Annotated in this window: 21 protein-coding genes; 14 read left to right on the top strand and 7 right to left on the bottom strand. The window is 67.0% G+C overall.

The window, feature by feature from the left end; translation table 11 throughout:
* The first annotated feature begins 190 nt into the window (after positions 1 to 190).
* The 5 genes from IQ782_RS11490 to IQ782_RS11470 all read left to right on the top strand — a co-directional run bounded on the left by IQ782_RS11490 (position 191) and on the right by IQ782_RS11470 (position 4,053).
* Positions 191 to 742: a YgjV family protein gene (locus tag IQ782_RS11490; RefSeq protein WP_194134774.1), complete on the top strand. Its 552-nt coding sequence runs from the start codon at positions 191 to 193 to the stop codon at positions 740 to 742.
* A 61-nt stretch (positions 743 to 803) separates the two neighbouring features.
* Positions 804 to 1,169 carry a rhodanese-like domain-containing protein gene (locus tag IQ782_RS11485; protein ID WP_194134773.1) on the top strand — a complete coding sequence of 122 codons (366 nt, stop codon included), beginning with the start codon at positions 804 to 806 and terminating at the stop codon, positions 1,167 to 1,169.
* 150 nt (positions 1,170 to 1,319) lie between these two features.
* Positions 1,320 to 1,613 carry a DUF1330 domain-containing protein gene (locus IQ782_RS11480; RefSeq protein ID WP_194134772.1) on the top strand — a complete coding sequence of 98 codons (294 nt, stop codon included), beginning with the start codon at positions 1,320 to 1,322 and terminating at the stop codon, positions 1,611 to 1,613.
* A gap of 146 nt (positions 1,614 to 1,759) precedes the next feature.
* Positions 1,760 to 2,953: a CaiB/BaiF CoA transferase family protein gene (locus IQ782_RS11475; protein WP_194134771.1), complete on the top strand. Its 1,194-nt coding sequence runs from the start codon at positions 1,760 to 1,762 to the stop codon at positions 2,951 to 2,953.
* The gene (locus IQ782_RS11470; RefSeq protein WP_194134770.1) at positions 2,950 to 4,053 is read left to right on the top strand and encodes an extracellular solute-binding protein; all 1,104 of its coding nucleotides are present in this window, start codon (positions 2,950 to 2,952) and stop codon (positions 4,051 to 4,053) included. The genes IQ782_RS11475 and IQ782_RS11470 overlap by 4 nt, the downstream gene beginning before the upstream one ends.
* Before the next feature lie 4 nt (positions 4,054 to 4,057).
* On the opposite strand, the gene IQ782_RS11465 is transcribed toward IQ782_RS11470, so the two are convergent.
* Together IQ782_RS11465 and IQ782_RS11460 are read right to left on the bottom strand one after the other, a co-directional pair.
* Positions 4,058 to 4,903 carry an amidohydrolase family protein gene (locus IQ782_RS11465; protein ID WP_194134769.1) on the bottom strand — a complete coding sequence of 282 codons (846 nt, stop codon included), beginning with the start codon at positions 4,901 to 4,903 and terminating at the stop codon, positions 4,058 to 4,060.
* Positions 4,904 to 4,941: 38 nt separating this feature from the next.
* A complete protein-coding gene (locus tag IQ782_RS11460; RefSeq protein ID WP_194134768.1) occupies positions 4,942 to 5,739 on the bottom strand; it encodes an IclR family transcriptional regulator in 798 nt (265 codons plus the stop codon).
* A 151-nt stretch (positions 5,740 to 5,890) separates the two neighbouring features.
* Here IQ782_RS11460 and IQ782_RS11455 point away from each other — a divergent pair, with 151 nt between their 5' ends.
* The 7 genes from IQ782_RS11455 to IQ782_RS11425 are packed head-to-tail and all read left to right on the top strand — an operon-like array spanning position 5,891 to position 12,888.
* On the top strand, positions 5,891 to 7,195 hold the full coding sequence (locus IQ782_RS11455; protein WP_194134767.1) for an ABC transporter substrate-binding protein: 1,305 nt from the start codon (positions 5,891 to 5,893) through the stop codon (positions 7,193 to 7,195).
* A 59-nt stretch (positions 7,196 to 7,254) separates the two neighbouring features.
* The gene (locus tag IQ782_RS11450; RefSeq protein ID WP_194134766.1) at positions 7,255 to 8,151 is read left to right on the top strand and encodes a carbohydrate ABC transporter permease; all 897 of its coding nucleotides are present in this window, start codon (positions 7,255 to 7,257) and stop codon (positions 8,149 to 8,151) included.
* Positions 8,151 to 9,017 (top strand): carbohydrate ABC transporter permease, encoded by an 867-nt coding sequence (locus tag IQ782_RS11445; protein ID WP_194134765.1) that lies wholly within the window; start codon positions 8,151 to 8,153, stop codon positions 9,015 to 9,017. The genes IQ782_RS11450 and IQ782_RS11445 overlap by 1 nt, the downstream gene beginning before the upstream one ends.
* Positions 9,018 to 9,020: 3 nt before the next feature.
* Positions 9,021 to 10,112, top strand: a complete 1,092-nt coding sequence (locus tag IQ782_RS11440; protein WP_194134764.1) for an ABC transporter ATP-binding protein — start codon at positions 9,021 to 9,023, stop codon at positions 10,110 to 10,112.
* Positions 10,113 to 10,121: 9 nt separating this feature from the next.
* A complete protein-coding gene (locus IQ782_RS11435) occupies positions 10,122 to 11,165 on the top strand; it encodes a Gfo/Idh/MocA family protein (protein ID WP_194134763.1) in 1,044 nt (347 codons plus the stop codon).
* Entirely contained in the window at positions 11,165 to 11,620 is a 456-nt protein-coding gene (locus IQ782_RS11430) for a MaoC/PaaZ C-terminal domain-containing protein (protein ID WP_194134762.1), read from the top strand. Before IQ782_RS11435 ends, IQ782_RS11430 begins: the two co-directional genes overlap by 1 nt.
* Positions 11,617 to 12,888, top strand: coding sequence for an L-fuconate dehydratase (locus IQ782_RS11425; RefSeq protein WP_194134761.1), 1,272 nt, complete (start codon positions 11,617 to 11,619; stop codon positions 12,886 to 12,888). The genes IQ782_RS11430 and IQ782_RS11425 overlap by 4 nt, the downstream gene beginning before the upstream one ends.
* A 12-nt stretch (positions 12,889 to 12,900) precedes the next feature.
* Here IQ782_RS11425 and IQ782_RS11420 read toward each other — a convergent pair whose 3' ends face one another.
* On the bottom strand, positions 12,901 to 14,106 hold the full coding sequence (locus IQ782_RS11420; RefSeq protein WP_194134760.1) for a ShlB/FhaC/HecB family hemolysin secretion/activation protein: 1,206 nt from the start codon (positions 14,104 to 14,106) through the stop codon (positions 12,901 to 12,903).
* Between the two features lie 106 nt (positions 14,107 to 14,212).
* On the opposite strand from IQ782_RS11420, the gene IQ782_RS11415 reads away from it, so the two are divergent.
* Positions 14,213 to 15,934, top strand: coding sequence for a helix-turn-helix domain-containing protein (locus IQ782_RS11415; RefSeq protein ID WP_338092575.1), 1,722 nt, complete (start codon positions 14,213 to 14,215; stop codon positions 15,932 to 15,934).
* 340 nt (positions 15,935 to 16,274) lie between these two features.
* On the opposite strand, the gene IQ782_RS11410 is transcribed toward IQ782_RS11415, so the two are convergent.
* The 3 genes from IQ782_RS11410 to IQ782_RS11400 all read right to left on the bottom strand — a co-directional run bounded on the left by IQ782_RS11410 (position 16,275) and on the right by IQ782_RS11400 (position 18,409).
* Positions 16,275 to 17,399: an aminotransferase class V-fold PLP-dependent enzyme gene (locus tag IQ782_RS11410; RefSeq protein WP_194134758.1), complete on the bottom strand. Its 1,125-nt coding sequence runs from the start codon at positions 17,397 to 17,399 to the stop codon at positions 16,275 to 16,277.
* 86 nt (positions 17,400 to 17,485) lie between these two features.
* Positions 17,486 to 17,941 carry an Lrp/AsnC ligand binding domain-containing protein gene (locus tag IQ782_RS11405; protein ID WP_194134757.1) on the bottom strand — a complete coding sequence of 152 codons (456 nt, stop codon included), beginning with the start codon at positions 17,939 to 17,941 and terminating at the stop codon, positions 17,486 to 17,488.
* A gap of 12 nt (positions 17,942 to 17,953) precedes the next feature.
* Positions 17,954 to 18,409 (bottom strand): Lrp/AsnC family transcriptional regulator, encoded by a 456-nt coding sequence (locus IQ782_RS11400; RefSeq protein WP_194134756.1) that lies wholly within the window; start codon positions 18,407 to 18,409, stop codon positions 17,954 to 17,956.
* 39 nt (positions 18,410 to 18,448) lie between these two features.
* Here IQ782_RS11400 and ilvC point away from each other — a divergent pair, with 39 nt between their 5' ends.
* Positions 18,449 to 19,609, top strand: coding sequence for a ketol-acid reductoisomerase (gene ilvC, locus IQ782_RS11395; RefSeq protein WP_338092576.1), 1,161 nt, complete (start codon positions 18,449 to 18,451; stop codon positions 19,607 to 19,609).
* A 108-nt stretch (positions 19,610 to 19,717) separates the two neighbouring features.
* On the opposite strand, the gene IQ782_RS11390 is transcribed toward ilvC, so the two are convergent.
* Entirely contained in the window at positions 19,718 to 19,882 is a 165-nt protein-coding gene (locus IQ782_RS11390; RefSeq protein WP_194134754.1) for a hypothetical protein, read from the bottom strand.
* Positions 19,883 to 19,903 lie beyond the last annotated feature (21 nt).

The raw sequence follows: 19,903 nt of genomic DNA, 5'->3' as shown, positions 1-19,903 counted from the left end.
ACCTCCAAACCGCTTAGTCTGTAATCAGACTATGCCGCCTCGGCCCGGATCGCAACATTTACCGCGAATACGAGACTGAAACGCGCTGATACGGCGGTGAAACAAGCGAAACCCGGAAGGCTCTCCCCCGAAAACAGACCGGTTGGTACGTTCGATGCAGACCAAAAAGTCTGCTCTGATGGAGGCCAAGATGCCCGACGTACTCGCCTTGATCCCCGCGATCTCCCCGGCGGTCCTCTTCGGATCCGCGGGCCTGGCCGGACAGCTTGTCTGGCCCCTGTTCAAGCAGCGCCGCCAGATCCTCACAGCGCAGTTCTGCATCGCCGCTTGCTACGCCGCTCAATACGCGCTGCTTGGCCAGTGGAGCGGCACCGGCGTCTGCGCCATCGGCGCGACCCAGACGCTTATCGCCCTTGCCGCTGGCGAGCGCCCCTGGCTGCGCCACATGGGTCTGGGCTTCCTGCCGGTGGTCTGGCTGGTCACGGCGCTGACATGGAGCGGGCTGGCCTCGGGACTGGCGATGACCGCCTGCTGCCTCGTGATGGTCGGCCGGATGCAGCGTGACACGCTGCGGATGCGCGCCGTCATGCTCTGCGCCGCGCCCTTCGGCATCGGCCTCGACCTCTCGGTCGGCGCCCTGCCCGGCCTCGTCGGCGCGCTGATCTCGGCCTGCATCGGTGCCGCCGCGCTGCGCCGCGAATGGCTCGCCCGGCAGGCAGGCGCCCTGCGCCTCGCCGCCTGATCCCCCGTTTTCCCGCGCGGCCACGCCGCATCTTCACCCCAACCTGAAAAGGACCCTTCCGATGTCAAACTCCTTCAACACCCGTCTCGAAGAGGCCCGCGCGGCCGTTCCCTCGATCGCCGCCGGGCAGGCCGCCAGCCGCCACGGCAGGGGCGCGCTTTTCGTCGATCCGCGGCCGCCCGAGGCCATCGCCAAGACAACAGGCCGCATCCCCAGCGCGCTCATCGTGCCGCTCGACCGGCTCGAGGCGGGGGACATTCCCACCGCCATCTCCGGTCACAGGGGCGAGGTGATCACCGCCTGCCAGGCCGGGCCGATGGGCGCGATTGCCGCTCATGCGCTGGTCAAGGCCGGGATCGCGCGCGTCGCCTTCCTCGAGAACGGTACGCAAGGCTGGATCGACGCGGGGCATCCGACAGAGCGCTGATCCGTTCCCTGGCCTTTCCGCCGCAGGCCCCGGGAGGGCCTGCTTTTGCCCGGCCCACCTCGAAGGCAAGGCTCACCCCTCCCGCCCTTCCCCGCAGCCCCGGCCCGCGCTAGAGCGGGGCGACATGACACGCAGGGACAGGAGACCCCGATGAAAGGCTACTGGCTGGTGCTCGGCACCGATGTGACAGACGCCGAGGCGCAGGCGGAATACGGGCGGCTCTGGGCCCCGGTCGCGGCGAAATACGGCGCGAGGGTCAGGCGTGGCGACGAGGCGCCAACGATGCTGGAAGCCGGGGACAAGTCCCGAATCCTGCTGGTCGAATTCGCCGATCTGGCGACTGCGCAGGCCTGCTACGACGACCCCGACTACCAGGCGGCCCGCGCCTTCGCGATGAAGGCCGCGCAGCGCGAGCTGGTGATCTTCGCGGCCACGCTGGACTGACATCGCCGTTCCATCCCGTTGCGCGCGGGTACCAGCGTGGGACCCGCGCGCATTTCTTTCCAGCTTGCGCCATCGGGCTTGACGCGCCATGCGTGAAGCGTTCATTCATATGTGAGTACATCTTTCACCAAAGAATGAGCGTCCGAATGATCGCCACATCCCAGACGACCACTGCCGCAGGCCACCAAGGCTCGCTGCCCGAGCGCCCGCTCGAGGGGCTGCTGGTGGTCGACCTCAGCCAGTTCCTGTCCGGTCCCTATTGCTCACTGCGGCTGGCCGACCTGGGGGCACGGGTGATCAAGATCGAGCGCGCGGGCGCGGGCGACCTGTCGCGGCAACTCTACCTGTCGGACACCGAGATCGGCGGCGACTCGACGATCTTCCACGCCATCAACCGCGGCAAGGAGAGCCTGGCGCTCGACCTGAAGACCCCCGCCGACCTTGCGGCACTGAAGCGATTGGCGACACAGGCCGACGTGATGATCCAGAACTTCCGCCCTGGCGTGGCGGACCGCATCGGCGTCGGCTGGGAGGAGATGCACGCGCTCAACCCGCGGCTCGTCTACGGCTCGATCTCGGGCTATGGCGACGACGGCCCCTGGGTGAAATTCCCCGGCCAGGACCTGCTGGCGCAGGCGCGTTCCGGGCTGATGTGGCTGACCGGCGATGCGGCGCAGGGGCCAGTGCCCATGGGGCTCGCGGTGGGCGACATGTTCGCCGGGGTGGCACTGTCGCAGGGCATCCTGGCTGCACTCGTCCGGCGCGGCATCGACGGCATCGGGCGGCACGTCGAGACCTCGCTGCTCGAAGCGCTGGTCGACCTGCAGTTCGAGGTGCTGACCACCTGGCTCAACGACGGACGCCGCCTGCCCACCCGCTCGCAAACCAACGGCGCGCATGCCTATCTGGGCGCGCCCTACGGCGTCTACGCCGCCAGGGACGGGCATCTGGCGCTGGCGATGACCCCGCTCGACAAGCTCGCCGCGCTGATGGGGTTGCCGGAGCTGGCGGGCCGCCCTGCCAGCGACGCCTTCAGCGCCCGCGACGCGATCAAGGCGCAACTCGCCGAGCGCGTCGCCGAGAAGACCGTCGCCGAATGGCTCGCCATCCTGCAGCCCGCCGACATCTGGTGCTCGGAGGTGCTGAACTGGTCGGGGCTGATGGAGGCGGAGGCCTTCAAGCGCCTCGATCTTCTGCAGACCGTGACCCGCGATGACGGCGTCAGCATCGACACCACCCGCGCGCCGCTGACCATCGACGGCCGCCGACCGGCGGGCCACCGCGCCGCGCCGCGCGTGGGCGAGCATTCCGCGCAGATCCGCAAGGAGTTCGGACTATGATCTCCCTCAAAGGCATGACCTGGGACCACCCCCGGGGCTACGATCCGCTCGCCGCCCTTTCGCGGGAATGGGAGGCCGCGCACGGCGTCTCGATCACCTGGGACCGTCGCTCGCTGCAGGACTTCGAGAGCTACCCTGTGCTTGAGCTGGCGCGCGCCTACGACCTCGTCATCATCGACCACCCGCACGTCGGGCAGATCACCGCAGAAACCTGCCTGCTGCCGCTGCCCGACGCGCCCGAAATCGCTGCGGGCTCTCTCGGACGCTCCTATGAGAGCTACACCTGGGAGGCGCGCCAATGGGCCTATCCGGTCGATGCCGCCGCGCAGGTGCAGGCGGTGCGGCCCGACCTGAGCGCGCCGGCGAAGGATTGGGGGGGTGTTCTGCGCCTTGCCGAGGACGGCCGCGTGATGATCCCGCTGCGCCCGCCGCACGTGCTGATGAGCTTCTACACGCTCTGCGGCAACCTCGGGCACCCTTGCCGGGTCGACGGCAGCGCGCCCTTCGTGGACCGCACCGGAGCGCTGCGCGCGCTGGAACTGCTGAAGGCGCTGGCGGACAAGGTTGATCCCGCCTGCTTCGAGATGGACCCGATCGCCGTGCTCGGCGAGATGGCACAAGGCAATCGGATCGCCTGCGCGCCGCTCATCTATGGCTATATCAGCTATTCCCTGCCCGATGCCGCGCCGCACCGCGTGACCTTCCACGACATCCCCGAGGCCGTGCCCGGTGCCGGGCCGAAGGGCAGCGCGCTCGGCGGCACCGGGCTCGCCGTCTCTTCCTTCTGCCAGCACCCGCGGGAGGCCATCGCCTTCGCCCGCCACGCGGCGGGACCCGAGGCGCAGACCGGGCCCTGGGCCTCGGCAGGCGGTCAGGCCGGACACCGGGACGCGTGGATTTCGCCGACCTGCGACGCGGGAGCCGGAAGCTTCTACTCCGGCACGCTGGCGACACTGGACCGGGCCTGGATGCGCCCGCGCCACGACGGCTACATGCCGTTCCAGCAAGAGGCCTCGGAGCGGATCAACGCGGCCCTGCAGAACGGAAGGTTCGAGGCTGCCATGGACGACCTCGACCGGATGTTCACCGCGACCTTCTGAGCGATCAGAGCTTCCAGATGCGCGCTGCGTTCCCTGCATAGAGCGCGGCGCGCTCCTCCGCGCTCCAGCCGGCAAAGATCGCGCGGGTGGCGGCAACCCAGGTGGAAAGACCGCCGCCCAGCGTGTTCACCGGCCAGTCACCGCCCCAGCAGATGCGCTCGGGGCCGAAGGTCTCGGCGGTGTAGCTGACCCAGCGGGTCAACTCGTCCAGCGTCCATCCCGCGCCGCCATAGGCGACCACGCCGGAAATCTTGGCGCAGACGTTTGGCCGTTCGGCGATCTCGGCGAGGTCGCGCGCCCAGCTGTCCCATTGCCCGCCCTCGATGTCCGGCACACCGCAATGGTCGAGCACGAAGCGTGTGTTGGGGGCCGAGTCGACCAGTTCGATGGCCAGCGGCAATTGCCGGGCAAGCACGCAGAGATCGAAGGGCAGATCGGGGCCCGAGAGCAGGCGGATGTTCTGCCGGAAAAGCTCCCCTTGTGAGACCTCGTCGGGCACCACGTGCAGCACCCGCCGGAAGCCGACGACGATCTCGCGCGCGGCCGAGCGGTCGAGGAAGGCGGGAAAGTCGGGCGCCTCGGGACGGCAGGCGGCAATCGCGCCGAGAATGGGGAAGCTGCCGCTCGCGGCGAGCTCCTCGATCCAAGCGGTCTCGTCCTCGATCCGCGGATCGGCGACATCCACCTCCATATGGATCGCCCCGCCGATCCCGACGCGGCGCGCCTCGGCAGCATAGCTCTCCAGCAGCCAGTCCCGGTCCAGCGCCGGGGCGCCGGAGAGCCACGGGTAGTCGAGCCTCCCGCGGTCTACGAGGTGAAGGTGGCTGTCCAGAATCGCGGGCTCTTGCATGTGCTCCTCCCTGAGCAAATCATTCACCCAAGAATGGATCATTCAGATGCGAATGTCTCCCCCTCAGCACCATATCCGGCGAACCGCGACAGCGCTGCGGTGGTTTCGACCAGCGCTGCCGTCGCCTCCTCTGGGCTGGGTGCGGCCTCGCGATCAACCAGCGGCAGGTAGGGGATGGTGACCGCGGCGATGGCCTCGCCGCTCGGCGCAAGCACCGGGGCCGAAAGATTGGTGACGCCGACGGTCTGCGCCGAGGGCTTCACCTCGTAGCCGCGGGCGCGGACGACCTCGAAGCGCGCCTCAAGCTCGGCGGGAATGGCGCGCGCCGGGGCGCCGGTGTCGCTGTTCTCGGCCACCATCGCCAGTCGCCGCTCGGGGCTGGAGAAGGCCAGCAGCACATTGCCCGAGCCGGTGTCGAAGAGGTTGATGTGGCTGCCGACGCGGATCGAGATGCCCCAGTAGCCCGGCGCCTCCTGCTGCGCGATCACCACGGCGTTGCCACGGTCAAAGACCACCAACTGGTTTGCCTGCCGGGTGCGCTCGGCCAGATCGCGCAGCAAGGGTGTCGCCAGCGAGGCCAGCCGTCGCGTCGGCGCGTGGAACTGCGCCATGCCGAACATCTTCAGCGTCAGCGCATAGCGATCGCCATCGACACGCGCGACGTAGCCGCGCCGGGCCAGCCGCTCGAGCATCCGGTAGAATTCATTGGGAGAACGGCCGAGTTCCTTGGCGATTTCGGCCTGGGTGAGCCCGCCCTCGATCCCGGCAAGCAATTCGAGAATGTCGAGCCCCTTGTCCAGGGCCGGCGCGCGGTAGCGGTCAGTGGTGTCGGTCATGCTGCTCTCTGTGAATTGCGTCATTCATATAAGAATACATCCTGCGCCTCCAGCGGAATTCCTTGACAGGAGGCACGTCGCCGTCTTTGTATATAAATAGATTATCCATAAGTGAGGGGATAGCCCCCACGGATTTTCAGGGAGGAGACCCATGAAACTTTTGACGACCGCTTCGGCGGCGGTGCTGACATTGGCGACCGCCGCCTCTGCGCAGGACCTGCCCGGCAGCTTCGAGGGCGTGACCATCGAGGCGAAACTCATCGGCGGGCAGCAGTATGAACCGCTCTACGCGCGCATCGCGGAATGGGAGGCCGCGACCGGGGCCAAGGTCGAGGTGATCTCGAAGAAGAACCACTTCGAGCTCGACCGCGAGATCAAGTCCGACATCGCCACCGGCCAGCTTGGCTGGTGCGTCGGCTCGAACCACTCGTCCTTCGCGCCGCAATACCCCGGCATCTACGTGGACCTGCGCGCGTACCTGCCCGAAGAGGCGCTGGCCGATTTCGTGCCGGGCAACATCCAATCGGCGACGCTCGACGGCAAGCTGGTGATGCTGCCGCGCGCGCAGTTCGACGTCTCGGCGCTCTATTACCAGAAGGACATCTACGAGAAGGCCGATGCCGCCGCCTTCGAGAAAGAATACGGTTACCCGCTGGCCGTGCCCGAGACCTGGGACCAGGTCGCCGACCAGGCGAAGTTCTTCGCCGACGCGCCGAACTTCTACGGCACGCAATACGCCGGCAAGGAAGAGGCCATCGCCGGGCGCTTCTACGAGATCCTCGTGGCCAACGGCGGGCAGTTCCTCGACGGCGACGGCCGCCCGGCGTTCAACTCCGAAGCCGGTGTCGAGGCGCTGACCTGGTTCGTCGATCTCTACGCGGCAAAGGCCGTGCCGGCGGGCGTGCCGAACTACCTCTGGGACGATCTGGGACAGGGCTTCGCCTCGGGCACCGTGGCGCTGAACCTCGACTGGCCGGGTTGGGCCGGGTTCTTCAACGACCCCTCCGCCTCGAAGGTCGCGGGCAACGTCGGTGTTGCGCCGCCGCCGAAGGGCTCCGCGGGCATCCGCTCGGGCTGGTCGGGCTTCCACGGCTTCTCGGTCACCGAGGACTGCGAGACCCCCGAGGCCGCCGCCTCTCTGGTCTGGTTCCTGACCAACGAGGACAGCCAGAAGTTGGAAAGCGCCGCCGGTCCGCTGCCCTCGCGCCAGTCCGTCTGGGAGCATGTGATCGCCGAGGCCGAGGGGGATGCCTATCGCACCGAGGTGCTGAAGGCCTTCCAGGTGGCCGCAGAGACCGCCTTCCCGGTGCCGCAGACGCCAAGCTGGATCGAGATCACCAACGTGCTCTACCCGGAACTTCAGGCGGCCATTCTCGGCGACAAGAGCCCGCAGGAGGCACTCGACACCGCCGCCGACGAGGCGACTGCCATTCTCGAGGACGCCGGCGAACTCTGAGCCGCGTCCAAGGATCGGGCCGCGTGCGCGCGGCCCGCCTCCCCTGACAGGAGAGAAAGATGAAGGCCTCGCGCCTCCCCCCGCATATAATGCTGTTGCTGCCCGCGGTGATCGTGCTTGCCGCCGTGGTGGTGCTGCCGCTGCTGCTGTCGCTGTGGTCGAGCTTCACCCCCTTCCGGCTGACCAAGCCGGAGTCGGTCTACCAGTTCATCGGCATCCGCAATTACCAGCGCATCTTCACCGACCTCGATTTCTGGATCGCCTTCGGCCGCACCGTGCTGCTGCTCACGGTGGCGCTGAACCTCGAGATGCTGATCGGCCTCGGGCTCGCGCTGCTGGTCGACCGGCAGACCCGCGGCCAGCGCCTGCTGCGCACGCTGCTGATGTTCCCGATGATGTTCTCGCCCATTCTGGTCGGCTTCCAGTTCAAGTTCATGTTCAACGACAACGTCGGGCTGGTGAACAACGCCCTGCAGTCACTGGGCCTCACCGACAAGGCGATCCCCTGGCTGATCGACGGCAAGCTCGCCTTCCTCGCCATCGCCGCCGCCGAGATCTGGTCGTCGACCGCGGTCTTCGCGATCTTCATCCTCGCGGGTCTTATGGCCATGCCGCGCGATCCGCAGGAGGCCGCCCGGGTCGACGGCTGCACGCCGTGGCAGACCTTCCGGTATGTGACATGGCCCTTCCTGATGCCCTTCGCCTTCATCGCGATGACCATCCGCAGCCTCGACGTGGCGCGGGCCTATGACATCATCAAGATCATGACTGACGGCGGCCCGGCCGGCCGGACCGAGGTGCTCTGGACGCTGATCGCCCGCACCGCCTATTCGGACGCGCGCATGGGGATGGCCAATGCCATGGCCTATGTCGCGATCCTGCTCTCGGTCGCCTTCACGGCATATTTCTTCTCGAAGCTCGGCAAGGCACGGGCCCAGGTCGCGGGGGACTGGTGATGGACGCGAATGCCTCCGCACGGCTGAAGAAGCGCGGCTCCGCCTGGGCGCTGAACGTGGCGCTTTTCATCTCGATGCTGATCATCTGCCTGCCCGGGCTCTGGATCGTGCTCAACTCGCTGCGGCCGACGGTCGAGATCATGGCCAAGCCGCCGGTGTGGATCCCGCGCGAGCTGTCCTTTGACGCCTATGTCGACATGTTCTCGGGCGTCGGTCAGGGCGGCATCCCGGTGATCGCCTACTTCCGCAACTCTGTGATCATCGCGGTGACCTCGACGGTCATCTCGCTGGCGATCGGCATGTCCGGCGGCTACGCCTTCGCGCGCTACCGCTTCAAGGGCAAGTCGGCCTGGTTCCTCGGGCTCATGCTGACCCGCACGGTGCCCGGCATCGCGCTGTCGCTGCCGCTGTTCTTCCTCTACGCCAAGGTCGGGCTGATCGACACCCACGCGGGGATGATCATCGCCTACACCGCGCTCAACGTGCCCTTCACCATCTGGCTGATCGACGGCTTCTTCCGGCAGGTCCCGCGCGATCTGGCCGAGGCCGCGCAGATCGACGGCTGCACCCGCTGGCAGGCCTTCTGGCAGGTCGAGTTCCCGCTCGCCCGCCCGGGCATCGCCAGCGCCGGCATCTTCGCCTTTCTCACCTCGTGGAACGAGTTCGCGCTGGCAAGCCAGCTGACCCGCTCCACCGACAGCAAGACCCTTCCCGTGGGCCTGCTGGATTACACCGCCGAGTTCACAATCGACTGGCGCGGCATGTGCGCGCTCGCCGTGGTGATGATCATCCCGGCGCTTCTTCTGACTTACGCGGTGCAGAAGCACCTCGTCTCGGGCCTGACCTCGGGCGCGATCAAGGGATAAGACATGGCAACGCTCACCCTATCCACACTCGACAAGAAATACGGCGGCTTCCACGCGGTGAAGGGCATCGACCTCGAGGTCGCCGACGGCGAATTCGTCGCGCTGGTCGGCCCCTCGGGCTGCGGCAAGTCCACCACGCTGCGGATGATCGCCGGGCTCGAGGACATCTCGGGCGGCGAGCTGCGCATCGGCGCGCGGGTGGTCAACGACCTTCCGCCGCGCGACCGCAACATCTCGATGGTGTTCCAGTCCTACGCGCTCTACCCGCACATGACGGTGGCCGAGAACATGGGCTTCTCGCTGAAGATCGCAGGTCGCGATGCCGCCACCATCGACACCGCCGTCAAGGACGCCGCGCGCATCCTCGACATCGAGCCGCTGCTGGAGCGCCGCCCGGCGCAGCTGTCGGGCGGGCAGCGCCAGCGCGTTGCCATGGGGCGGGCCATCGTCCGCGACCCCGACGTGTTCCTGTTCGACGAGCCGCTGTCGAACCTCGACGCCAAGCTGCGCGGCCAGATGCGCACCGAGATCAAGCGGCTGCACGCGCGGCTTGGCTCCACGGTGGTCTATGTCACGCACGACCAGATCGAGGCGATGACCCTCGCCGACCGCATCGTCATCATGAAGGACGGCCGGATCGAGCAGGTGGGCTCGCCCGACGAGGTGTTCAACCGCCCCGCGTCTCGCTTCGTCGCCAGCTTCATCGGCTCGCCGCCGATGAACATGGCCGAGGCCACGGTCACGCGCAGCGCACTGCATCTCGACGATGGCACCGAGGTGCCCATGCCGCCCGCCTTCTCCGTCGCCGAGGGACGGCGCGTGGTGCTCGGCCTTCGGCCCGATGACATCTATCCCGAGGGCCACGGCATCCACAGCGAGAGCGGCCACGCGGTCGAACGCCGCGAGCTTCCGGTGCATCTGTCGGAGCCGCTGGGCAACGAGACGCTGCTGTTCACCGAGTTCGGCGGCCAGAGCTGGACGGCACGGATGCTCAACCCGCGCGCCGTGAAGCGCGGTGAGGCGCTGCGCTTCCACCTTGATCTGTCGCGCGCCCATCTCTTTGACGCCGACACCGGCCTTACCCTGCGCGGCTGAGGAGGCGCCATGGACACGCTCAAACAGGAGTGGACCCCGCCGGCCACCCGCCGCCCGATCGTCATTTTCGGGGCGGGCTCGATCGTGCGCGATGCCCACCTGCCCGCCTGGGCGGCGGGCGGCTACGAGGTGGCGGGGATCACCGACCCCGACCATGCCAAGGCCGAGGCGCTGGCGGCCGAACACGGCACGCGGGCGCTGACGGCGGCCGAGGCGCTGGCGGTGCCGGGCGCGGTCTTCGACCTCGCCACCCCGCCCGACGCCCATGCGGGGATCCTCGAACGGCTGCCCGAGGGCGCGCCGGTGCTCATCCAGAAACCCATGGGCAGCACGCTGGAGGGCGCGAGCGGGATCCTCAGGATCTGTCTCGAGCGAAAGCTGCTGGCGGCGATGAATTTCCAGCTGCGCTTTGCCCCCATGGCGGTGGCGCTGAAAGACGCCATCGACCGCGGCCTGCTGGGTCAGGTGGTCGATATCGAGATGCACGGCGTTCTCGCAACCCCGTGGGGCCTCTGGACCTTTCTCGAAGGGCTGCCCCGGATCGAGATCGCCATGCATTCGATCCACTACCTCGACCTCATCCGCCACCTCGTCGGCGACCCCAAAGGGGTCTCGGCCCGCACGCTGGGCCACCCGAGCCATGCCGTCGCCCAGACCCGCACTGCGGCGATCCTCGACTATGGCCCAGATCTGCGCTGCCTGCTGTCGGTCAACCACGACTGGGATTTCGGCCGTCCGCACCAGGCCTGCGAGCTGCGCGTCGCTGGCACGAAAGGTGCGACCTACATGAAGCTGGGCGTCAACCTCGACTACCCCAAGGGCGAGCCCGACGTGCTGGAGATCAACGACGGCACGGGCTGGCGCAACGTGCCGCTCACCGGCTCGTGGTTCACCGAGAGCTTCACCGCCCGCATGCACAACCTGCAACGCGCCGCCGCGGGCGAAGAGGCGCTGATCGCCCCCGCCTCCGACGGCTGGCGCACCATGGCGCTGGTCGAGGCCTGCTATGCCGCCTCTGCCGCGCCGCTGACCCCCATTCAGGAGACCCCGTGATGGAACGCCCCCGCTACCTGGAAGAGATCGAGATCGGCGAGACCCGCGAGACCTACGGTCGCACGATCACCGAGACCGATTTCGTGGTCCACGCCGGGCACACCGGCGATTTCTTCCCGCATCACATGGACGCCGAGTTCATGGCCAAGTCCGAGTTCGGCGGCCGCATCGCCCATGGCACGATGATCTTCGCCATCGGCGTCGGGCTCACCGCGACCGAGATCAATCCGCTCGCCTTCTCCTACGGCTACGACCGGCTGCGCTTCGTCCGGCCCGTCTTCATCGGCGACACCATCCGCACCCGCATCACCGCCGCCCGCAAGGAGGACGACCCCAAGCGGCCGCAGTCCGGCAAGCTCTTCGAGACCGTGCAGGTGCTCAACCAGAAGGACGAGGTGGTGCTGGCCTGCGAGCACATCTACGTGGTCCAGAAGAAGGAGGTCGCCGCGGCATGACACGGATCACCGGCCTGCGGACATGGGATCTCCGCTTCCCCTCGGAGGGCGGTCTCGACGGCTCCGACGCGATGAACCCCGATCCGGTCTATTCGGCCGCCTACGTGACCTTGGAGACGGACGGCGGGCACGAGGGCCACGGGCTGACCTTCACCATCGGGCGCGGCAACGAGCTTTGCGTGGCGGCCATAGAGGCGCTGAAGGGACAGGTGATCGGCCGCGACACCGACGACATCCGCGCCGATCCCGGCGCCTTCTGGCGCGCGATCACCGGCGACAGCCAGCTGCGCTGGGTCGGGCCGGAAAAGGGTGTCATCCATCTCGCAACCGGCGCGCTGGTCAACGCGGTCTGGGACCTCATGGCGCGCGAGGCCGGGCTGCCGGTCTGGCGCTTCGTCGCCGAGATGAGCCCCGCGGAGCTCGCCCGCATCCCAGACTACCGCTACATGACCGATTTCCTCGACCCGGCGCAGGCGCTGGAGCTGCTGCAGGAAGCCGCGCGCGGCAAGCCCGCCCGCATCGCCACGCTGCTGGACGAGGGCTATCCCTGCTACACCACCTCGGCGGGCTGGTTGGGCTATCCCGACGACAAGCTGCGCCGTCTCTGCCGCGAGGCCGGGGCGCAAGGCTTCAGCCACGTGAAGATGAAGGTGGGGCGCGATCTCGACGATGACATCCGCCGCCTGACCATCTTCCGCGAGGAACTGGGCCCCGAGGTCACGCTGATGATCGACGCCAACCAGGTCTGGGAGGTACCGCAGGCCATCGACTGGGTGAACCGCCTCGCCTTTGCCAAGCCGTGGTTCATCGAGGAGCCGACGAGCCCCGACGACATCCTCGGCCACAAGGCGATCCGCGAGGGCGTCGCCCCGGTGAAGGTGGCGACCGGCGAAATGTGCCAGAACCGGGTGATGTTCAAGCAGTTCATCGCCGCCGGGGCCATCGACGTGGTGCAGATCGACGCCTGCCGCCTCGGCGGGCTCAACGAGGTCTTCGCCGTGCAGCTCATGGCCGCCAAGGCCGGGCTGCCGGTCTGGCCGCACGCGGGCGGCGTCGGCCTGTGCGAATACGTCCAGCACCTGAGCATGATCGACTACGTGGCGATCTGTGGCGAAAAGGACGACCGCCGCACCGAATACGTCGACCATCTGCACGGGCATTTCACCGATCCCTGCGTGGTCCGGAACGGCGCCTACATGGCCCCCTCCGCGCCCGGATTCTCGATCGAGATCAGGCCCGAAACCCGCCGCGACTTCGCGGTGGGCTGATCCCCGAGCGCCTCAGAACTGATAGGCCGCCTGGAACCAGAGCCGCGTCGTATCCTGCGGCGCGGGTCCCTCGGGCTTGGTCAGAATGTGCGACAGCGCAATCTCCCCAAGGAAATTGCCCTGCAGCGTGCGTACGCCCCAGTTGGCGCTGGACCAGCTGTCGCTTCGCCCGTCCGACAGCGCGCTGCCCATGTTGCGCAGCCGCCCGCCGTCGATCGCGGCAAACCCCTGGGTGCGGCGCAGGGCACCCGAAGCCATGCTCGGCGGCTGGAAATCCTGCGCCAGCTCGATCCGCCCGCCGAAACACTGGTCAGCCAGCACGTAGCTGCGGTCGAAGCCGCGCGAGTAGCCGTTGGTGCCATAGCCGCAGCGCTGGGAGACCGGCAGGCTGTCGCGGGTGACCTGCCCGATCAGCCCGGCATTCACATAGGTGGTGGCGCGCAGCGGCACCGAGGCCTCGGCGCTGAAGGCGACGCGCAGAAAATCGGGCGTGACCCCGCGCGCGCTGGGAAGCGGGTTCTCCGCAAGCGAGGCTCCGAGCCCCGGCAACCCCTTGGTCACGGCCAGCGCAAGCCGACTGCGCAAGGAGAAGGGCTGACCCGTCTCGTGCATCACACCGAGCCGGAGCAGGCGCAGGTCCTCGTTGGTGACCTCGAACCCCAGCACCTCGTCGCTGCGCTGTTTCGCCGCCAGCTCGACCGACCCGGTGAGCTTGCTCTCGCCCAGTTGCCACACGTGCCGGACACCCAGCGCCAGTGTCTCGTGCACCCCCGTCACATCGAGCGGCAGCAGTTCCGCGGTGCCGAGAAGGTAGTCGCCGTAGTCGTAATTGACATAGAGCGTCGTCCCGCTCGCCACGCCCAGACGGTAGCCCACGCCGGCGGCGCGCAATTCCAGCCCGCCGTTGACGTCCAGCCCTCCGATCACCCCAAGTAGATCAATCTGGCTGCCATATTTCGAGCCGAGAGGCATGGAAACGCCAAGCGAGGCGACATTGCGGCCAATTGGCGTGGAGCCGGTGTTGGAGAGGGTCGCGACGGTGGTGAATTCCTCCACCTTGCGAATTTGCGAGGTCGATCCCCGGTCCACCCCGGTCACCGGGTCCACCACGAAATCCGCGAAGAAAGCCTGCGCCTGCACAGCGGTCGCGACCAATCCGACCAGCGGCAGGGCGCAAAGCAAGCTGTTTAACGATTTCGGCAAAAACGAGTGTCGCATGCGGAATAGTGTCCCCCCGTGGCAATAAAAAGGTACAGTTCCCCCGAAACCGGCACGTCACTCCGAACACTCGGCGAAGATGAAAAGTGATGCTACCTTGCCGTGATTGGATAAGAAAACGTTAAATTTGGCGAAATGTCGGACCAAGTTTCGTAGAATCGCGGAGACTTTCATTACCAGCCCCGAACAATTCACTCAGCTGACCTTCGCAGAGGATTTCGGATCAGCGCACACGGGTGACGGACAGATCGTCCGTTTCACCCGGTCGGAAGCGCGCGTGCTGGCGCTGCTCACCCGTCATCCCGACCGGATCGCCACGCGAGAGATGCTGCTCGACGAGTTGACCGAGGTGGGATCAGACCGCAGCGAGCGCAACATCGATTTCGTCATCAACCGGCTGCGCCGCAAGCTCGCCGACAATGCGCGAAGCCCGCGGTTCATCGCCACGCGCTACGGCGAAGGCTATGTCTGGGTCGGTGGTCCTCCCGCGATGCGGCGCGATCCGGCGCGTGCCGACCTGCTGGTTGGTCCGCTAAACGGGCTTGCCCTGCTCGGAGCCCTGCGCGAGCGCGCCGAGACCTTTGCCCGCGCCCTGCACGAAGTGGTGAAAGAAGAGATCCCCGACGGCCAGAGCGTGATCTACATGCCCGATGCCGCCCCGCGCGCCGGCAGCGCTGGCCAGGGGCCCAGCAAGATGATCGAGCTGACTTTCTTTTCGGAGGCGGAGGAAGTGAACTGCGTGAGCGCGGTGAAGCAGTTCGATACCGGGCGCATCCTCTCCCTGGCGCGCGTCTCGCTGGACCACGATCTCCACGAGCTGCTCTCGGACCGGGCCGCCATGCGCAACTTTGTCCGTCGGCTGCTCAACGAGGCCTGGCGCGCCAAGGCCAGCGCCACCGAGACCGATGGTCCCCTGCCGGTCTCCATGTATACCGCCGGCTTCTGGAAGATGGACGATTCCGCGACGGCGACCGAGAGCCTCTCCAAGCTCACCGCCCGCGCGGAAACCAACGATCGCAAGTACCTGCAGGAATGGCGGCAGTCCGAACGGCGGATCCTCGATCTGCACGAGGCCGCGCCCGATGACGCCAGCCTGCGGATCATGCATGCCGCGCACCTGCACACCAAATACATCATGCTCGGCCACAAGCTCTTTGCCGATGGGGTGGACGACCGCAATGCGGATGAGGACTCGATCGAGGCGCTGGTGCTCTCGGCGCTACCGCATGTGCAACCCAAGCCCGACCTGACGATCATGGCGGCGAAGCTTCTGCATTTCCTTGATCGCGGCTATGACAAGCTGGCGATGGGGATTGCCGAAGATGCCTACCGTTCAAGCCTCTCGGTCAGCGCCTCGCTGCCGCTGATCGGCCAGATGCGTGCCTTCATGGGGCGCATTGACGAGGCCCTGCCCTGCATCGAGCAGGCGCTGGAGCTGGTCGAGCCGGGGTCGCGATCACATCTCTACACGCTGACCATCAAGTGCCAGGTCCTTGTCGCCTCGGGCAACCGGGAGGGTCTGGGCGACGCCAAACGCCAGCTCTACAGCGTGTCGGTTCTCTCACCGCTGTTCTTTGAACCTGTGTTCGGCGACCCCGACAGCCCCTCGCTGCGCGGCCGCATCGCCGCCATGGCGATGTCGCGCCGCATGGCCCTGAGCAGGCTCCAGCACATCGAATATGTTTCCGCTCGACTCTTTGCCGAACAGATCCACCGAGAGAACATCATCTATGCGCCTCTGGCCTTGGTCTGCCGCCGCTTCGGCCCCGAGGCCGTGCCGCCGGAGATCGCCTTCCGATATCCGCGGGTCATGGCCCGACTGTGCTGACCCCGCGTGGCAATCTGCGCGGATAAATCGCGTTCTGCAACAATTCGGCGACAATCTCGGTGCAGCTTGGGGCCGGAGCCTGGGATAGCTTCCGTCCCCCAGGGCTCCGCACTCGATCCGAAGCGCGGCCTCCTTGGTCCAGCCGCGCCTCCGGCTCTTGGGTCTGTCCGGTCCGAACTGTCTTCCGTCGGTTCCACACCGGGCAGACCACCTTTTCCGCCCATGCGTGCCCGCAAAGATGCGACCGATCGCCGCCGCAAGCCCGGCGCGGCAAGCCCCGAGGGGCAGGACGCGCGGCAAGGATCGCTGCCCGCCGCGCGCCCCGATTTTCAAGACCGGCTCAGAGGACCTCGGCCAGCACCGTCTCAAGACGCGCCACGGTGGCATCCACGTCCTTGAGCTTGTCGAGGCCGAAGAGCCCGAGGCGGAAGGTCGAGAAGCCGGCGGGCTCGTCCACCTGCAGCGGCACGCCGGCGGCGATCTGCGTGCCCTTGGCGGCAAAGGCGCGGCCCGATTGTACCTCGGGGTCCGAGGTGTAGCTGACCACCACGCCCGGCGCACCGAAGCCCTCGGCGGCAACCGAGACGACGCCCTTCGACGCCAGCAGCGCGCGCACTTTGGCGCCCAGCTCGACCTGCGCCGCCTTGGCCTCGGCAAAGCCGAACTCGCGGGTCTCGGCCATCGCGTCGCGGAACATGCGCAGCCCGTCGGTGGGCATGGTGGCGTGATAGGCATGGCCGCCCGCTTCATAGGCCGCGGTGATCTGATGCCACTTCTTGAGATCCAGCGCAAAGCTGTCCGAGGTGGTCTCTTCCAGACGTTCCAGCGCGCGCTGCGACATCATCACCAGCCCCGCGCAGGGAGTCGCGCTCCAGCCTTTCTGCGGCGCCGAGAGCAGCACGTCGACGCCGGTGGCTTTCATGTCGACCCAGATGCAGCCCGAGGCGATGCAGTCGAGCACCATCAGCGCGCCCACCTCATGCGCGGCGGTCGCCAGCGCGGTGATGTAGTCGTCGGGCAGGATGATCCCGGCGGCGGTCTCGACGTGCGGCGCAAAGACGATGTCGGGCTGCTCTTCGCGGATCTTGGCGGTGACCTCCTCGATCGGTGCCGGGGCGAAGGGGGCCTGCGCGCCGTTGCCGGTGGCGCGGGCCTTCATCACGGTAACCTCGCCGCCGAATCCGCCGGCCTCGAAGATCTGGCTCCAACGGAAGGAGAACCAGCCATTGCGCACCACCAGCGCCTTGGCACCGCGACCGAACTGGCGGGCCACCGCTTCCATCCCGTAGGTGCCGCCCCCCGGCACCACGGCGAGTCCGCTCGCGCCGTAGACCTCGCGCAGCCCTGCCGAGATGTCGCGCATCACCTCCTGGAAGGCCGCCGACATGTGGTTGAGCGACCGATCCGTGAAGACCACCGAGAATTCGTCCAGACCCGTCGGGTCCACATCCTTGCGCAGCGCCATGGCTACCTCCTTTGTTGGTGCGACGGGGTTAGCGCGGATCGCGCGAATTGGCAAAACCTGAGGTGGCCGCAGGCCTCGGAGCGGGCTCAGAGCGGGCCGGGCCGCCGTTCCTCGGTGAGCACCACGTTCGCTTCGACCCGACCCACGCCGGGCAGGGTCATGATCCGCCGCCGAAGCACCCGCTCGAAATCAGGAATGTCTCGGGCCACGACGCGCAGCCGGTAGTCGAAAGCGCCCAGCACGTGCTCGACGATCTGCACTTCGGGAATTGCCGAAACAGCGCGCTCGAAATCCTCGAGGCTGACCCGCCCCTTGGTGGCGAGCTTCACGCCGAGAAAGACCGTCACGCCGAATCCCAGCGCCCCGAGGTCGAGGTCGAGCCGCGGCTTGCGGAACACCCCCGCCTCGCGCAGGCGCTGGATGCGCCGCCAGCAAGCGGGCTGCGAGAGGCCGAGCTCGCGCCCCAGAGACCCCGCGCTCGCCCCGGCATCCTTGGCCAGCGCCAGCACCAGCGCGCGGTCTGTGTCATCAAGATCGATCACAGCGGCCCCTCCTTACAATGGAACCGTTTCGTCGGATTTCACCAGCGCCACATGCATCAGCGCCTCGATGTCGGAAATATGCGGCAGGGTCAGGATGCGGCCCCGGTAGAGCTGCTGGTAATGTGTCAGATCGCGCGCGATCACCGCCAGCCGCACGTCGATCGAGCCAAGGAAGGTCTGGATCTCGATCACCTCGGGCACCTGCCGCGCCGCCACGATGAACTCGTCGAAGGCGCTGGAGACCGTCTTGTCGAGCGCCACCCGCAGCGAGACCTCGAGCTCGTAGCCGAGCGCCGGCCAGTGGATCACCCCGCGCGTGCCGCGCAGCACGCCCTTGTCACGCATGGCAGCAAGCCGCCGCGCCAGCGTCGAGGGCGTGACCCCTGCCCGCTCGGCCAGTTCGGCCCCGGGCAGATCGGGCGCGGCCTGGAACTGGCGCAGGATGCGCCGGTCGGTGTCGTCAAGCATGATTTCGCCGTTATTTCTTCATTGCGAGAATGATCTTTCATCTTTTCCGCGAATATTCAAGAAATACGCAAGCCGTATCGACGGAGGAATACTTATGTTGCGCCTCATAACGAAGCGGCGCAACAAACCGCCCGCACCAAGACCCGCAGCAAGGCTGCACAAAGGAAGGAAAGACCCATGCGCGTCTATTATGATCGTGATTGCGACATTAACCTGATCAAGGACAAGAAAGTGGCCATCCTGGGCTACGGCTCCCAGGGCCACGCCCACGCGCTGAACCTGCGCGACTCGGGTGCCAAGAACCTCGTGGTCGCCCTGCGTGAAGGCTCGCCCTCGGCCAAGAAAGCCGAAGCCGAAGGCCTGCAGGTCATGGGCATCGCCGAAGCGGCGGCCTGGTGCGACCTGATCATGTTCACCATGCCCGACGAGCTGCAGGCAGAGACCTACAAGAAATACGTGCATGACAACCTGAAGGAAGGCTCCGCCATTGCCTTCGCGCACGGCCTGAACGTGCACTTCGGCCTGATCGAGCCGAAAGCCGGCGTCGACGTCATCATGATGGCGCCGAAGGGTCCGGGCCACACCGTGCGCGGCGAATACACCAAGGGCGGCGGCGTGCCCTGCCTCGTGGCGGTTCACAACGATGCATCGGGCAAGGCGCTGGAAATCGGCCTGTCCTACTGCTCGGCCATCGGTGGCGGCCGCTCGGGCATCATCGAGACCAACTTCCGCGAAGAGTGCGAGACCGACCTCTTCGGCGAGCAGGCCGTTCTCTGCGGCGGCCTCGTCGAGCTGATCCGCTGCGGCTTCGAGACGCTGGTGGAAGCCGGCTACGCGCCGGAAATGGCCTACTTCGAGTGCCTGCACGAAGTGAAGCTGATCGTCGACCTGATCTATGAAGGCGGCATCGCCAACATGGACTACTCGATCTCGAACACCGCCGAGTACGGCCAGTACGTCACCGGCCCGCGCATCCTGCCCTACGAGCAGACCAAGAAAGCGATGAAGGAAGTCCTCACCGACATCCAGCAGGGCAAGTTCGTCCGTGACTTCATGCTCGAGAACGCCGTCGGCCAGCCGACCCTCAAGGCCTCGCGCCGTGCCAACGACGAGCACGAGATCGAAGCCACCGGCGCCAAGCTGCGCGGCATGATGCCGTGGATCTCGGCCGGCAAGATGGTCGACAAGTCGAAGAACTGATCGGGACTTCCCGAAATGACGAAAGGCGCGGGATAACCCGCGCCTTTTGCTTTTGGCAAAGACTTGCACGTCCCGCTGACGCCTATTCGTCGCCAGCCTTAGGCGCGCTCAGTCCTTTTTCTTCGCTTCGTTCTGCGCCTTCATGCGCGCCAGAAGCTCTTCCTTGCTGGCCTTGCCGCCGGTTCCTGCCTTGCCCTCGCGCTTGAGGTCCTCGGCGCTGAACTTGGGCTTGTTCTGGCCTGGGCGTGCGCCGCCCATCTTGCTGTAGTCCATGACACGATCCTTTCCGCTGCC

Source organism: Salipiger mangrovisoli (assembly GCF_015223355.1).
GTDB lineage: Bacteria > Pseudomonadota > Alphaproteobacteria > Rhodobacterales > Rhodobacteraceae > Salipiger > Salipiger mangrovisoli.
Note: the sequence above shows the minus strand (reverse complement) of the source record. Positions and strands in the feature narration are given on the sequence as shown.

Coding starts and splice junctions, on each gene's coding strand:
- IQ782_RS11465 (WP_194134769.1), bottom strand. CDS start 4,903: ATGCAAGAGCCCGCGATTCTGGACAGCCACCTTCACCTCGTAGACCGC.
- IQ782_RS11490 (WP_194134774.1), top strand. CDS start 191: ATGCCCGACGTACTCGCCTTGATCCCCGCGATCTCCCCGGCGGTCCTC.
- IQ782_RS11445 (WP_194134765.1), top strand. CDS start 8,151: ATGGACGCGAATGCCTCCGCACGGCTGAAGAAGCGCGGCTCCGCCTGG.
- IQ782_RS11440 (WP_194134764.1), top strand. CDS start 9,021: ATGGCAACGCTCACCCTATCCACACTCGACAAGAAATACGGCGGCTTC.
- IQ782_RS11420 (WP_194134760.1), bottom strand. CDS start 14,106: ATGCGACACTCGTTTTTGCCGAAATCGTTAAACAGCTTGCTTTGCGCC.
- IQ782_RS11460 (WP_194134768.1), bottom strand. CDS start 5,739: ATGACCGACACCACTGACCGCTACCGCGCGCCGGCCCTGGACAAGGGG.
- IQ782_RS11485 (WP_194134773.1), top strand. CDS start 804: ATGTCAAACTCCTTCAACACCCGTCTCGAAGAGGCCCGCGCGGCCGTT.
- IQ782_RS11430 (WP_194134762.1), top strand. CDS start 11,165: ATGGAACGCCCCCGCTACCTGGAAGAGATCGAGATCGGCGAGACCCGC.
- IQ782_RS11425 (WP_194134761.1), top strand. CDS start 11,617: ATGACACGGATCACCGGCCTGCGGACATGGGATCTCCGCTTCCCCTCG.
- IQ782_RS11410 (WP_194134758.1), bottom strand. CDS start 17,399: ATGGCGCTGCGCAAGGATGTGGACCCGACGGGTCTGGACGAATTCTCG.
- IQ782_RS11475 (WP_194134771.1), top strand. CDS start 1,760: ATGATCGCCACATCCCAGACGACCACTGCCGCAGGCCACCAAGGCTCG.
- IQ782_RS11470 (WP_194134770.1), top strand. CDS start 2,950: ATGATCTCCCTCAAAGGCATGACCTGGGACCACCCCCGGGGCTACGAT.
- IQ782_RS11400 (WP_194134756.1), bottom strand. CDS start 18,409: ATGCTTGACGACACCGACCGGCGCATCCTGCGCCAGTTCCAGGCCGCG.
- IQ782_RS11480 (WP_194134772.1), top strand. CDS start 1,320: ATGAAAGGCTACTGGCTGGTGCTCGGCACCGATGTGACAGACGCCGAG.
- IQ782_RS11390 (WP_194134754.1), bottom strand. CDS start 19,882: ATGGACTACAGCAAGATGGGCGGCGCACGCCCAGGCCAGAACAAGCCC.
- IQ782_RS11450 (WP_194134766.1), top strand. CDS start 7,255: ATGAAGGCCTCGCGCCTCCCCCCGCATATAATGCTGTTGCTGCCCGCG.
- IQ782_RS11455 (WP_194134767.1), top strand. CDS start 5,891: ATGAAACTTTTGACGACCGCTTCGGCGGCGGTGCTGACATTGGCGACC.
- IQ782_RS11435 (WP_194134763.1), top strand. CDS start 10,122: ATGGACACGCTCAAACAGGAGTGGACCCCGCCGGCCACCCGCCGCCCG.